The organism is uncultured Microbacterium sp., from assembly GCF_963524805.1.
Classification (GTDB): Bacteria; Actinomycetota; Actinomycetes; order Actinomycetales; family Microbacteriaceae; genus Microbacterium.
The window spans coordinates 775014-788408 of record NZ_CAURGG010000001.1; the positions used below are offsets into that span (position 1 = coordinate 775014).

A 13395-nucleotide genomic window follows, 5' to 3' on the forward strand; every position below is an offset into this window, starting at 1 on the left:
CCGGATCACCCGCGCAGGAACACGCCGGCGAGTGTCTTCTTGCCGCGGCGCAGCACGGACACGCCTCCGGGCAGAGTGCCTGCGACGGTGGCGGTGTCATCCTCGACTTTCGTGCCGTCCAGGGTGACGCCGCCCTGCGCGATGGCCCGGCGGGCTTCACCGAGGCTGGCGACCAGGCCCGTCTCGACGAGGGCGCTCACCACCGGTGTGCCGGCGGCCAGCTCGGCGTGCGGCAGCTCTCGCAGGGCGCTCGCCAGGGTCGCGGCATCCAGCGTCGAAAGGTCGCCCTGCCCGAAGAGCGCCTCCGATGCGGCGATGGCCGCGGCCGCGGCATCCGTCCCGTGCACGAGGGTGGTGACCTCGAGGGCGATGCGCTTCTGGCCGATGCGGCGGAACGGCTCCGCGTCGTGCGCGGCGACGACCTCCTCGATCTCGGCGCGGGTGAGGAACGTGAAGACCTTGAGCCTGTCGGCCACATCGGCATCGTCGGTGTTGAGCCAGAACTGGTACATCGCGTAGGGGCTCGTCAGCTTCGGGTCCAGCCAGATGGCGTTGCCCTCGCTCTTGCCGAACTTGCGCCCATCGCTGTTGGTGATCAGCGGCGTGCCGATCGCATGGACGCTCTTCCCCTCGGCGCGGTGGATCAGATCCACCCCGCTCGTGAGGTTGCCCCACTGGTCGCTGCCACCGGTCTGGAGCACGCAGCCGTACTGCAGGAAGAGCTCGCGGTAATCGAGTCCCTGCAGGATCTGGTAGCTGAACTCTGTGTAGCTGATGCCCTCGTCGGAATTGAGGCGCGCGCTGACGGCGTCCTTCTTGAGCATCGTCCCGACGCGGTAGTGCTTGCCGATGTCCCGGAGGAAGTCGATCGCGCTCAGAGGCGCGGTCCAGTCCAGGTTGTTGACGATGCGGGCGGCGTTCTCGCCCTCGAAGCTCAGGAAGCGCTCGATCTGCGAGCGCAGGTACCCGACCCACTCGGCGACCGTCTCCTTGGTGTTCAGCGTCCGCTCGGCGGAGGGTCGCGGGTCACCCACGAGGCCGGTCGACCCGCCGACGAGACCCAGCGGCCGGTGACCGGCGAGCTGGATGCGGCGCATCGTGAGCAGCTGCACCAGGTTGCCCAGGTGCAGGCTCGGCGCGGTCGGGTCGAACCCGCAGTAGTAGACGATCGGGGGCCCGGCGAGCAGGGCGCGCAGCGCCTCCTGATCGGTCGACACGTGCACGAGCCCGCGCCACACCAGCTCGTCCCAGACGTTCTCGAACGTCGGGTCGATGGCGGGCGCGCTCGGGATCAGAGCGGCAGACACGCGTTCGAGGCTATCAGCGGGGCTCGAAACCCCTGACCTCAGGCGGCGCTGACCTCGTCGTACAGACCGATGAGGTTGCCCTCGGAGTCCTTGATGTACACCCAGCGCGAGCTCTCGCTGAGCGGCTGGATCTGGCCGACCTGCTCGCCGCCGGCCGCGAGGGCCAGAGCGACGGTCTCCTCGATCCGGTCGACGGTGAACACGACAGTCGGGTGCGGCGCCGCACCGCGCACGTGGAGATCTCCGTTGATGCCCGCATCCTGCGGCTGCTTCAGCATTCCCATGTCCTCACCCCACGGCTCGTAGTGGAAGCCGAGGACGGAGCTGTAGAAGGCCTGGGCCCGTGCGATGTCATCCGCCGGGATCTCGAAGTGCTCTACTTTCGCCATGTCTGCGACGCTTCCACATCCCGGGCACCACGTCCAGACCGGCACGGGCCGATCGCGTGGAAGACTGGCGGGATGACGGGGATCGGTTGCAGGCGAGCGGCATGAGCGGCCCCGCAGCGCCGGTCGCAGTCCGGTGAGCCACCAGCCCGAGAGCCTCGGCGCGCTCGTCCAGCAGTACGTCGGAGCGCAGTGCCAGGTGCTGCAGGACGCGCGCGACCCTCTCGCCGCGCGCGACGAGAGCGTGGTGCATCCGGCGCGGGTCGCGATCCGCAGGATGAGGGCGACGCTGCGGACGTTCGAGGGGGTCTACGACCGCGAGGACGCCGCGGTGTTCGCGGACGAGCTGCGGTGGGCGGGCAAGCTGCTGGGCGAGGTCCGCGATCTCCTGGTGCTCGCGGAGCGCTTCTCCGAGGACGACTCCTCGGCAGCGGCCGGTGCCCGGACCGTGCTCGCCGCGGAGATCGACCGGCAGCGCGCGCAGGCCTGGGATGCGGTGGCCGAGGGACTCGGCGCAGAGCGCGGGGCGGCGCTGTTCACGACGATCGCGCGCTGGGGCGATGACCCGCCGTTCGGTGAGAAGGCCGATCGCCCGGCCAGGCGCGCGCGTAAGCGCGTGGCGAAGGCGCATGCCCGGCTGAAGAAGCGACTCGCTCGCGCGGCTGCGTCGTGGGATGCCTCGCCCGAGCAGACCGGCACGCTCCTGCATGAGGCCCGCAAGGCCGCCAAGCGTCATCGCTACGCCGTCGAGCTCGCTCTGCCGGTGCTGGGAGACGATGCCGACGAGACGATCGAGCGTCAGCGAGAGCTGCAGGATGCCCTCGGCGCGCATCAGGATGCCGTCGTCGCCTTGGCCTTTCTGCAGCGCATCGACCTCGACGCGCAGAGTCGGCAGACGGCACTGGCTCTGCAGGAACTGATCGGCTTCACCCGGGCGGGCGCAGAGGATGCCGGAGCGGTGCTGCGCGAGACGGAACGGCTGCGCGGCTGACCGACGGCGCCGATGGCCGGGTGTCAGATGACGCCGGACAACGCCCACCAGACCAGGAAGGCGGCGGCGAGCGCGACCACCCAGCTCACCAGACTGCCGATGAGGAAGTACTCCGCGCGGCTTCCGGTCTCGCCGTCCCGGGAGATCTCCGGAAAGCGCACGATCCCCTTCGCCGCCAGGACGGCGGCCAGCAGCGAGTAGACGCCGGTCAGGGTGAGCGCGAACACGATGATCCTCTCGAGAGGTCCGATCAGGCGACCGCCCTTCAGGGTCGGGGTCGGAGTTGCGGGCGGCGCCGCCGGTGCGACGCGTTCCTCGACAGGCTCCCCATCGGGCGAAGCGGCCTCCGGGTCGAGCGAAGGGGCACCCGGCCCCGACGCCTCGCTCGCATCGAGGGTTCGGATCGACGCCGGCATCTCGCTCGCGAGCGCGGCGCGCACGATCACGTTCCCCGACTCCAGAAGGATGCAGACGGCGCCCACCAGCAGCAGCGTGTGATCGACCGACAGGGGACCCCACGGCGTCGGCACGTCCCACACCCCGCCGAGGATGCCGGCCTCCTCGCGCGGCCCGAGGACCGCGACGAACACGATGCAGAGAACCGCCAGCGCCACGGCGGGCCAGAATCCGGCTCGCGCAGGGATCCGTGCGGGGAACAGCCAGACCCAGACCACGGCGAGGGCGACGGCGAGCAGTCCGGCCAGCGGCGCGGCAGTGAGGACGGCGAGGACGAGCACCGCGACGGCGCCGGCGCCCAGCACGATGCGCAGCACCCGACCGTGCAGGAACTGGCGCGCGACATCCGCCGCGCCGATCGCGAGCAGAACCATGCCGGTGACGATCACGGGCGCGCCTCCGCCTGAAGCGCGCGCATGCCCTCGACGATCACCGCGGATCCGGCCGAAGCGAGCGCCTGCGACACCGCGGGCTGCGTGATGCCCTCCGCTAGGGCGAGCTCCCGCTGCGTGACGCCGCGGCAGCGACCGTAGGTGAGCCGCCGCTCTCGTTCGGTCATCGCACCGACGAGCTGGTCCCGGGCCAGCAGGTACGCGTTGGCGAAGCGAACGGTCGAGAGCATGGAATCATCCTCCCCCGGTGCGGCGACGATCCACGTGCGGGCGCTCGGCACGGCGCGCTGCTGCTTCGCGTGCACGTGCTCGATCGCATCACGCGCAGCCCACCATCCCGGACCCTCGGGGATGGCGCCGGACGCTGACGCGACATGCGCGGTCGCTCCGATGCCCACGCCGAAGCGGCATTGCACGTCGTCGGGCAGCGCGAGCTGCAGCAGCAGCAGCGAGATCAGGGCCGCGGGAAGCGTGGCGTACGTCGCCTGCTGCTCGTCCCCCACGGTGGGTTGCAACCTGCTGCTCGCCAGAGGAAGATCGTGCTCCACCCGCTCGATCGCCTCGTCGAGCAGCTTCTGCGCACGGGGACGGTCCGCCAATCGGCGGGAGCCGACGATATCGGCGATCACAGCCACGGTCATGGGATAAGCATAAGGCTTATTTCGCGGAAATATAGGCCAGGTGCTTATTTAATGCGACGATCGTCTCGTCACAGCCCGAGGGCGTGTCCCGCTGACTGCGCGCGAACGATGAGCTCCGAACGCTGTTCATCCACGCGGTCGGCTGCCGTTCCTCCGACGCCGCTGCGACTCGCGACAGATCCCTCGATCGTCAGCACCTGCCGCACCTCGGGGGTCAGCTCGGCCGACACCGAGGCCAGCATGTCGTCGGTCGCTTCCTGCAGATCGATGCCGCGTTCCTCGCACAGGCGCACGAGCGCACCGGACGCCTCGTGCGCATCCCGGAACGGCACTCCACGGCGCACGAGCCAATCCGCCACATCGGTGGCCAGAGAGAAGCCCTGCGGGGCGAGGGCCGCCATCCGGGCGGTGTCGAAACGCAGCGTCGCGATCATCCCGGCGAAGGCCGGCAGGAGCACCTCCAGGGTCGCGATGGAATCGAAGACCGGCTCCTTGTCCTCCTGCAGGTCGCGGTTGTACGCGAGCGGCAGGCCCTTGAGGGTCGTCAGCAGACCGGCGAGGTTGCCCACGAGGCGCCCCGCCTTGCCCCGGGCCAGTTCCGCGATGTCGGGGTTCTTCTTCTGCGGCATGATGCTGGAGCCGGTCGAGTAGCCGTCGTCGAGTGTGACGAATCCGAACTCGCGCGTGTTCCACAGGATGACGTCTTCCGCGAAGCGCGACAGGTCGATGCCGATCTGCGCGGCGATGTAGGCGAATTCGGCGACGACGTCGCGGGACGATGTCGCATCGAGCGAGTTCTCGGCCGGGCGGTCCAGTCCGAGTTCGCGGGCGACGAGCGCCGGGTCCAGGCCCAAGGACGAACCGGCGAGCGCTCCGCCCCCGTAGGGCGACACGGCGGCGCGCACCGACCAGTCCCGCAGGCGCTCGAGGTCGCGCACGAGCGGCCAGGCGTGAGCCTGCAGGTGATGGGCGAGCAGAATCGGCTGCGCGTGCTGCAGGTGCGTGCGACCGGGCATGATGGCCGTCGGGTGGGCCTCGGCCTGCGACACGATCGCATCGATGAGCCGCAGCATGTCTCGTCCGATCGTGCGCGAGTGATCGAGCAGGTACATGCGCACGAGGGTCGCGATCTGGTCGTTGCGACTGCGGCCCGCCCGCAGGCGCCCCCCGAGCTCGGCGCCGACGACTTCGATCAGCGCAGCCTCCAGCGCGCCGTGCACGTCCTCGTCCTCGGGGCCGGGCAGCAGGGTCCCGTCGACGATGCCGGCGGCGAGCACGTCGAGACCGGCATGCATCCGGCGCTCCTGGTCTTCGTTCAGGTAGCCCGCTGCGGTCAGCGCCTTCGCATGCGCGTGCGAACCGGCGATGTCGTAGAGGGCGAGGCTCCAGTCGAAGTGCGTCGAGCGGCTCAGCGCGGCCAGTTCGGGTGAGGGGCCCGTCGCGAAACGGGCACCCCACAGTGCGCCCTCGTTCGTGCCGTCGCCCTTCGCATCGCTCATCCGTTCAGCCTATCGACGGGCGCACCATGAGCCGCGCGATGCGGTCCACCGCCCACTCCAGCGGCCCGCGGCCGACCAGCAGCGCCCAGGCCGTGCACGCGAGGACGATCGTCACGGTCATCGGCCAGAACGGCTGCAGGTCGCGGAATCCGCTCAGGTTCCCGGTGTCGCCGAGCACCGCGGCCGCCGCGATCGCCCACACCAGCAGCTGAGCGGTGTACGCGGTCAACGGCATCGCCCCCACGGCGCGCAGCGGCAGCACCACCCAGGTCGCGACGGTGCGACAGGCGAGCAGGCACGCGCCGATCACGGCGAGCGCGAACCCGCCCGAGCCGATCACCTCCAGCACGCCGCTCGAGTGCGGATCGGCCGTCCACACGGCCGCCGCGTACGACACGACCCCGGATGCCGCGTCTCCGCCGCTCACGCCGTCCAGGCCGTAGCCCAGCAGCGCGAGCGCCGTGCCGGCGCTGAGGATACCCAGCTGCACCCGCAGGCGGGTGATGCCCGCCCTGGCCACGCCGAGCCCGCCGAGGACGAAGGCGATCCAGACGGGGAAGGGATAGTGCCACCCGGTCGCGACCGACAGCAGCTGCCCGCCGGTCGTGTCCCACACGGGAAGTTCGTCCAGGAGCACCTGGACGAAGGGCATGACGAGTGCCGCGGCGGCGGCGATCAGGAACAGGGAGCGGGCGCCGAGCCTGAGGAACGGCAGCGCGAGGAGGAACAGGACGGCGTAGGCCGGCAGGATGACGTACACCGGCACGCCGGTCGCGATCAGCCACACTCCGATGAGCCAGAGAGCGCCGGCACGCACAGCGAGTCTTCCCCGGGCGATCCGCAGCGCGGGCGCGGGCAGCGGTGCCCGACCGCCGGTGACGAGCCCGATCGAGACCCCCGCGAGCGTCGCGAACAGGATGGACGAGCGTCCCTCGACGACGGCGACCCAGGTTGCGGCATCCGCGAAGTCGAACTCCTCGATCCACAGCAGGTGGGCCGCCAGCATCCCGATCACGGCGAGTCCGCGTGCCAGGTCGACCCCGGCGATACGCTGCGGGCCGTTCAGCCGCCGCCAGCGGTCGGCGAGCCTGCCGTTCGCGGCAGCCGGGCTCACTCCTGCCGGAGGAGCCACACCAGAAGCGCCTTCTGCGCGTGCAGGCGGTTCTCGGCCTCGTCCCACACGACGCTCTGCGGGCCGTCGATGACCTCTGCCTCGACCTCGTAGCCCCGGTCGGCCGGCAGGCAGTGGATGAAGATGGCGTCGGGCTTGGCGAGACTCATCAGCTCGCGCGTGACCTTGTACTCGCCCAGGTCGCGCAGTCGGGCGAGCTTCTCCTCCTCCTTGCCCATCGAGACCCACGTGTCGGTGACGATGACATCGGCTCCCGCGGCCGCTTCGTTCGCGTCGGTGTACAGGGTGAGAGAGCCCCCGGTCTCGGTGGCCCGGCGGTCGGCATCCGCCACGACATCCTCACGCGGCGCGTAGGACTCCGGTGAGGCCACGCGCACATGCATGCCCGCCGTGACGCCGGCGAGCATGTACGAGTGCGCCATGTTCGACCGGCCGTCCCCGAAGAACGCGAGTGTCAGTCCGCTCAGCCGGCCCTTGTGCTCCTGGATCGTGAGCAGGTCGGCCAGCAGCTGGCATGGGTGGAAGTCATCGCTGAGCGCATTGACGACCGGCACCGTCGTGCCCTTCGCCATCTCCTCGAGACCGGCCTGTGCGTAGGTGCGCCAGACGATGGCGGCGACCTGCCGCTCGAGCACGCGCGCCGTGTCGGACGGGGTCTCCTTGCCGCCCAGCTGACTGTTGGCCGTCGAGATGATGAGCGGGGTCCCGCCGAGGTCGGCGATGCCCACTGCGAACGACACGCGGGTGCGGGTCGAGGACTTGTCGAAGATGACCGCGACAGTCTGAGGGCCGGCGAGCGGCTTCAGCTTCCAGCGGTCCTTCTTCAGCGCGACGGCGAGGTCGAGGATCTCGGACTGCTCCGCGGCACTCAGATCGTCGTCCCGCAGCAGGTGCCGCGTCACGCGCTGACCTCCTCGAGCACCAGGGCGTCTTCGACGGTGCGCAGCGACGCGGTGAACAGCCGCTCGAACTCGTCGATCTCGACGTCGCCGATGTTCAGCGCCGGCACCAGCCGGATCGTCTCGTCGTTCGGCGCGTTGATGATGAGCCCGTGCTCCTGCGCCGCCGCGACGATCGCCTTGGCGACCGGCCGACTCAGGGCGACGCCGATCAGCAGGCCCTGGCCCCGGCATCCCGCGATCAGTCCGCTGTCGATTCCGCCGATCAGCGCGCGCAGCTGCCGGCCGCGCTCCGCGGCGTTCTCGACGAGGGCCTCGTCTTCGATCTCGGTGAGGACGGCCGAGGAGACCGCGGTCCCGAGCGCGTTGCCGCCGAACGTCGAGCCGTGCGTCCCCGGGTAGAACAGCTCGCTGGCGTCACCGAACGTGATGAGCGCCCCGATGGGGAACCCGCCCCCGATGCCCTTGGCGACGGTGATGGCGTCGGGCGTGATGCCGGCATGCTGGAACGCGAACCACTCCCCCGTGCGGCCCGCACCGGTCTGGATCTCGTCGATGATCAGCAGCGCACCGTGCCTCTCGGTCAGGGCGCGAGCCGTCTGCAGGTAGCCCTCCGGCAGGTCGATCACGCCGGCCTCGCCCTTGATCGGCTCGACGAACAGGGCGGCCACTCGATCGTCGAGCGCCGCTTCGAGCGCCTCGATCGTGGACTCGATGAACTCCACCCCCGGCGTCATCGGCAGGAACGGCTCCTGCATGTACGGCTTGCCGGTCAGGGCGAGCGTGCCCATCGTGCGCCCGTGGAACGCATCGGTCAGCGCGAGGATGCGCGGCCGTTCGGCACCGCCGTTCAGACGCGCGAGCTTGAACGCGGCCTCATTGGCCTCGGCGCCCGAGTTGCCGAAGTACACCCGGCCGTTCTCCCCCGTGCCCGCGAGGCGCTTGAGTCGCGCGGCGAGCTCGAGCTGCGGCGGGGTCGCGAAGTAATTCGACACGTGCGCCAGCGTCGCGGCCTGAGCGGCGATCGCTTCGACGAACACCGGGTGCGCGTGCCCGAGCGAGTTCACGGCGATCCCTGCGAGGAAGTCGAGATAGCGGCGGCCGTCCGCGTCCCAGAGGTAGGCTCCCTCGCCGCGGACGAACATCGCCATCCGCGGTCCGAAGCTGCGAACCAGGTCGCGCCCTGCGTCATCCTGCCAGCTCATCCGAGCACCACTTCCGTTCCGATTCCCTTGCTGGTGAAGATCTCCACGAGCACCGAGTGCGGCACGCGGCCGTCGATGATCGCCGCCGTCTGGACCCCGCCCTCGACCGCGTCCAGGCACGCCTGCATCTTCGGGATCATGCCCGATTCCAGGCTCGGCAGCATCTCCCGCAGCTCCGCGGCGGTGAGGTGCGAGACGAGGGAGTCACGGTTGGGCCAGTCGGCGTACAGGCCCGGCACGTCGGTCAGCACGACGAGCTTGGCCGCGCCCAGGGCGATCGCGAGAGCCGCGGCGGCGGCATCCGCGTTCACGTTGAGCGAGTTGCCCGGGTGGTCGAGGTCCGGCGCGATGCTGGAGACGACCGGGATGCGGCCGGCCGCGAGCTGATCCAGCACCTGCCTCGGATCCACCGCGACGACATCGCCCACGCGGCCGAGGTCGTGGTGGACGCCGTCGATGACGACGCCGCGCCGCCGCCCGCCGAACAGGCCGGCATCCTCGCCCGACAGGCCGGTCGCGTGCGGACCGTGCGCATTGATCTTGGCGACCAGCTGCGGGTTGATCTGCCCGGTGAGCACCATCCGCACGACGCCGATCGCCTCGGTACTGGTGACGCGGTAGCCGCCCTTGAACTCGCTGGGGATCGCGAGCCGGTCGAGCATCGAGGAGATCTGGGGGCCGCCGCCGTGCACCACGACCGGCTTGACACCGACATAGCGCAGGTAGGCGATGTCCGCGGCGAAGGCGTCCTGCAGCTGTTCGCTGACCATCGCGTTGCCGCCGTACTTGATCACGACCACCTGGTCGTTGAAGCGCTGCAGCCACGGCAGCGACTCGATGAGGGTCGCCGCCTTGTCGCTCGCCTCGGCAGGGTCGGTCTGCTGCAGGTCGATGTCGCTCATGCGAGTGGCCGCTTCATGTCGGGTGCCGGTTTCATGTTGCGTAGGCGCTGTTCTCGTGCACGTAGTCGTGCGTGAGGTCGTTGGTGAGGATCGTGGCCGTCGCCGCACCGACCCGGAGGTCGATCAACAGGTGGGTCGCGCGCGGCGCGAGGTCGACGTCGTCGCGCGAGGCGTCCGGACCGCCCTGACTGCACACGCGCACGCCGTTCATCCAGACGTCGACGTCGTACGGGTCGAACTCGGCGGCGGTCGTGCCGATGGCAGCGAGCACCCGACCCCAGTTGGGGTCGTTGCCGAAGATCGCGGCCTTGAACAGGTTGTTGCGGGCCACCGAGCGGCCGACCTCGACCGCATCCTCCTCGGATGCGGCGTGCACCACTTCGATCGTGATGTCATGGCTCGCGCCCTCGGCGTCGCCCTGCAGCTGGCGGGCGAGGTCGGCGCACACGTCCGCGAGCGCGCCGGCGAACGCGGCGAAGTCGGGAGTAATGCCGGAGGCACCGCTCGCCATGAGCGTGACCTGATCGTTGGTCGACATGCAGCCGTCGGAGTCGAGGCGGTCGAAGGACACGCGGGTCGCGTCGCGCAGCGCGGCGTCGGCCTGCCCTGCGTCGATGACGGCATCGGTCGTGATCACCACGAGCATCGTCGCGAGCCCAGGGGCCAGCATCCCGGCGCCCTTCGCCATGCCGCCGATGCTCCAGCCGTTCCGCGTCACGACGGAGCGCTTCGGCCTCGAGTCGGTCGTCATGATGGCCAGGGATGCCGCCTCCCCGCCGTCCGCGGAGAGCTGGGCGATCCCCTTCTCGGTGCCCTCGAGCACCTTCCCCCGGAACGCCTCGTCGCCCGTGCCGATCAGCCCCGTCGAGCAGATCAGAACGTCGCCGGCGCTCACCCCGAGGAGCTGCCCGGCCTTCTCGGCGGTCTGATGCGTGGTCTGGAACCCGAATGACCCGGTGAAGCAGTTCGCCCCGCCGGAGTTGAGCACGATCGCCTCGACGACGCCGTCCTGCACGGCCTGCTGCGACCAGATGATCGGGTTCGCCTTGGCACGGTTGGAGGTGAAGACGGCGGCGCCGACCTTGAGCGGCCCCCGGTTGACCACGACGGCGACGTCGGGGCTGCCGCTGGACTTGAGCCCGACGGCGACGCCGGCGGCCTCGAAGCCCAGGGGCGCGGTGACGCTCATGGGGCGATTCCGTTCACCGAGAGGGCGCGTTCTTCGGGCAGGCCCAGAGCGATGTTCATCGACTGGATCGCGGCGCCGGCCGTTCCCTTGACGAGGTTGTCGACCGCCGCGACGACGACCACCCGGCCCGCAGCACGGTCGATCGCCAGCCCCATCAGCGCAGTGTTGGCGCCGAGCACGTCCGCCGTCCGGGGGAACTCCCCCGCCGGCAGCAGGTGCACGAACCGCTCGTCGCCGTAGGCCGCCTCCCAGGCACCCCGGATCTCGGCATCCGTCGCACCGTCGACGATGGGCGCCGTGCTGGTTGCCAGGATGCCCCGCGACATGGGGACCAGCACGGGGGTGAAGGAGATCCGGATGCCCTCATCGGCGTGCTCCCGGTCGGAGGACCGGCCCTGCGTCGGAGCATCCGCGCCGGATCCTCCGACCTCCCCGCTGCTCTCCGACCCGCGCGCCGCGGCGAGCGCCTGGCGGATCTCGGGGATGTGCCGGTGCGTGCCGCCGACGGCATACGGGTTCGCACTGCCCAGGATCTCGCTCGCCAGCAGATTCGTCTTGAGGCTCTTGCCGGCACCCGAGGGGCCGACCGCGAGGACCGAGACGATGTCGGACGGATCGATGACTCCGGCCGCCACCCCCGGTGCGAGGCTGAGGCTGACGGTGCTGGCGTTGCAGCCCGGCGCCGCGATGCGCGTCGCGCCCACGAGGCGCTGACGCTGCTTGGCGCCGCCGACGGGCAGCTCGGGCACGCCGTACGTCCACGGGTCGTGGAAGTCGCCCCCGTAGAAGCGGTCCCAGTCGGCGATCGATTCCAGACGATGATCGGCGCCCGCGTCGATGACGAGCGCAGTGTCGGCCAGCGCCTCGGTGTACTGCCCGGACTGGCCGTGCGGGAGCGCGAGGAACACGATGTCGTGCCCGGCCAGCACCTCAGGCGTGGTGTCCTGCAGGGTCAGATGCGCGAGCGAGCGAAGATGCGGCTGATGCTGGATGAGAGGCTGTCCCGCGTTGGAATGCGCGGTCACTGTGCGGATCTCGACGTCGGGATGTGCGGCGAGGATCCGCAGGATCTCACCGCCCGCATAGCCGGATGCGCCGGAGACGGCGACCGAATATGTCATGGATTCCACCTTAGAGTCTGGGGTCGTGGGCTTCACGCGGCGACGCCCACAGCTCCCCGGATCCGAGGTGCGCAGCGTCGCCTAGAGTCGGCGGCCGGCCAGACGTCGGCGCGCGGAAGCGACGCTCGGAACGAGCGAGGCGGAGAAGAGCGCAGCCGAAGGCATGGGGCGACGATAGCCGCAGTGCCGTTGCTCCCGCAAATCAGGCGGGTGACGGCAGCGGGTCACCCGGTGGTGTCACGACCCGAGGTCGGACAGGAGTGCCAGCTCCTCCGCACGCGTGAGCCCCGAGCGCCGCTCGCGGTCGAGTCCTCGCTCGCGTTCGTCGGCGAGCGTCCGCGCGAGCGTCTCGCCGATCGGGCGGATGCCGCCGCCGGCGGCGCGGTAGGCGGCATGCGAGCGCGTCGAATGGCCGGGCATGTCACGCGGCAGCCACAGCGGCAGCGAGCGCGGGCCCATCCAGTACTGCACCTCGTGCCCGGTCAGCCAGTCGTCATCGGCCTCCACCACGGTTCCCGTGTGGCCCGCAGCCGCCGCCGCGAGGGAGAGGACCTCTCCGAGAGGCATCGAGTCGCCGACGGCGTTCGCCGTGCCGGTCCAGCCCTCGGCGCCGATACGAACGAGAAACGCGGTCAGGTCATCGACGTCGATCACCTGGCTCGTGCGGCCCTCGCGGGCCGGCACGAGCACGTCGTCGCCGCCGGCCAGCGCGAACCGCGCCACCCAGTATCCGAAGCGATCGGTCGGGTCGCCCGGGCCGACGATCAGCCCCGGCCGCACGATCGCGGCGCGATCGCCGAGCCCGGCGCGGACGGATGCCTCGGCCGCCGCCTTGGCGCGGGAGTAGTCGTACTCGTCTCCCGGCTCTGCGGGGTCGCTGGTCGGAGCGCTCTCGTCGGCATCCGGCACGTCGCTCCTCGAGTACACCGATACCGAGGAGACGTAGGTCCAGTGGCGGGTGTGCCCGGCGAGCGCGCCGACGGCGGCGGCGACGTGCTCGGGGATCGACGAGATCTCAACGATCTCGTCCCAGTCCCGCTCGGCGACCGCGTCGTAGGCGCCCGTCTCTGCGCGGTCGGCGACGACCAGTTCGGCTCCCTGCGGGGCCGGGCGAGCGCCCCGGGCCAGGCAGGTGACCGAGGCACCGGCATCCATCCACGCGCGGGCGACCCGCGCGCTCAGCCAGCCCGTTCCTCCGAGGATCAGTACGTTCGTCATTCCGCCATCCCACCAGACCGGTACAGCGGAGGGAACCCCGCACCGCCCCCGGCAGAA

General features: G+C 70.6%; 13 protein-coding genes. 1 reads left to right on the top strand and 12 read right to left on the bottom strand.

Features of this window, described 5'->3' with window-relative positions:
- Positions 1-5 precede the first annotated feature (5 nt).
- Positions 6-1307, bottom strand: a complete 1302-nt coding sequence (gene tyrS, locus RWQ91_RS03800; protein WP_314502688.1) for a tyrosine--tRNA ligase — start codon at positions 1305-1307, stop codon at positions 6-8.
- Between the two features lie 38 nt (positions 1308-1345).
- Positions 1346-1696: a VOC family protein gene (locus RWQ91_RS03805; protein WP_314502689.1), complete on the bottom strand. Its 351-nt coding sequence runs from the start codon at positions 1694-1696 to the stop codon at positions 1346-1348.
- 133 nt (positions 1697-1829) lie between these two features.
- Here RWQ91_RS03805 and RWQ91_RS03810 point away from each other — a divergent pair, with 133 nt between their 5' ends.
- Complete coding sequence (locus RWQ91_RS03810; protein ID WP_314502690.1) at positions 1830-2684, top strand: CHAD domain-containing protein; 855 nt, start codon at positions 1830-1832, stop codon at positions 2682-2684.
- 23 nt (positions 2685-2707) lie between these two features.
- Here the strand turns inward: RWQ91_RS03810 and RWQ91_RS03815 are convergent, their stop codons facing one another.
- The 10 genes from RWQ91_RS03815 to RWQ91_RS03860 all read right to left on the bottom strand — a co-directional run bounded on the left by RWQ91_RS03815 (position 2708) and on the right by RWQ91_RS03860 (position 13338).
- The gene (locus RWQ91_RS03815) at positions 2708-3529 is read right to left on the bottom strand and encodes a hypothetical protein (protein ID WP_314502691.1); all 822 of its coding nucleotides are present in this window, start codon (positions 3527-3529) and stop codon (positions 2708-2710) included.
- Positions 3526-4173 (bottom strand): SatD family protein, encoded by a 648-nt coding sequence (locus RWQ91_RS03820; RefSeq protein ID WP_314502692.1) that lies wholly within the window; start codon positions 4171-4173, stop codon positions 3526-3528. The genes RWQ91_RS03815 and RWQ91_RS03820 overlap by 4 nt, the downstream gene beginning before the upstream one ends.
- 68 nt (positions 4174-4241) lie before the next feature.
- Positions 4242-5672 carry an argininosuccinate lyase gene (argH, locus tag RWQ91_RS03825; RefSeq protein WP_314502693.1) on the bottom strand — a complete coding sequence of 477 codons (1431 nt, stop codon included), beginning with the start codon at positions 5670-5672 and terminating at the stop codon, positions 4242-4244.
- A 4-nt stretch (positions 5673-5676) separates the two neighbouring features.
- Positions 5677-6804 carry a heparan-alpha-glucosaminide N-acetyltransferase domain-containing protein gene (locus tag RWQ91_RS03830; RefSeq protein WP_314502694.1) on the bottom strand — a complete coding sequence of 376 codons (1128 nt, stop codon included), beginning with the start codon at positions 6802-6804 and terminating at the stop codon, positions 5677-5679.
- Positions 6783-7706: an ornithine carbamoyltransferase gene (argF, locus tag RWQ91_RS03835; protein ID WP_314502695.1), complete on the bottom strand. Its 924-nt coding sequence runs from the start codon at positions 7704-7706 to the stop codon at positions 6783-6785. The genes RWQ91_RS03830 and argF overlap by 22 nt, the downstream gene beginning before the upstream one ends.
- Entirely contained in the window at positions 7703-8908 is a 1206-nt protein-coding gene (locus RWQ91_RS03840; RefSeq protein ID WP_314502696.1) for an acetylornithine transaminase, read from the bottom strand. Before RWQ91_RS03840 ends, argF begins: the two co-directional genes overlap by 4 nt.
- Positions 8905-9810, bottom strand: a complete 906-nt coding sequence (argB, locus tag RWQ91_RS03845) for an acetylglutamate kinase (protein WP_314502697.1) — start codon at positions 9808-9810, stop codon at positions 8905-8907. Before argB ends, RWQ91_RS03840 begins: the two co-directional genes overlap by 4 nt.
- A gap of 31 nt (positions 9811-9841) precedes the next feature.
- The gene (gene argJ / locus RWQ91_RS03850) at positions 9842-10999 is read right to left on the bottom strand and encodes a bifunctional glutamate N-acetyltransferase/amino-acid acetyltransferase ArgJ (RefSeq protein WP_314502698.1); all 1158 of its coding nucleotides are present in this window, start codon (positions 10997-10999) and stop codon (positions 9842-9844) included.
- On the bottom strand, positions 10996-12120 hold the full coding sequence (locus RWQ91_RS03855) for an Asd/ArgC dimerization domain-containing protein (protein WP_314502699.1): 1125 nt from the start codon (positions 12118-12120) through the stop codon (positions 10996-10998). The genes argJ and RWQ91_RS03855 overlap by 4 nt, the downstream gene beginning before the upstream one ends.
- Before the next feature lie 237 nt (positions 12121-12357).
- Positions 12358-13338, bottom strand: coding sequence for an NAD-dependent epimerase/dehydratase family protein (locus tag RWQ91_RS03860; protein ID WP_314502701.1), 981 nt, complete (start codon positions 13336-13338; stop codon positions 12358-12360).
- Positions 13339-13395: the final 57 nt, after the last annotated feature.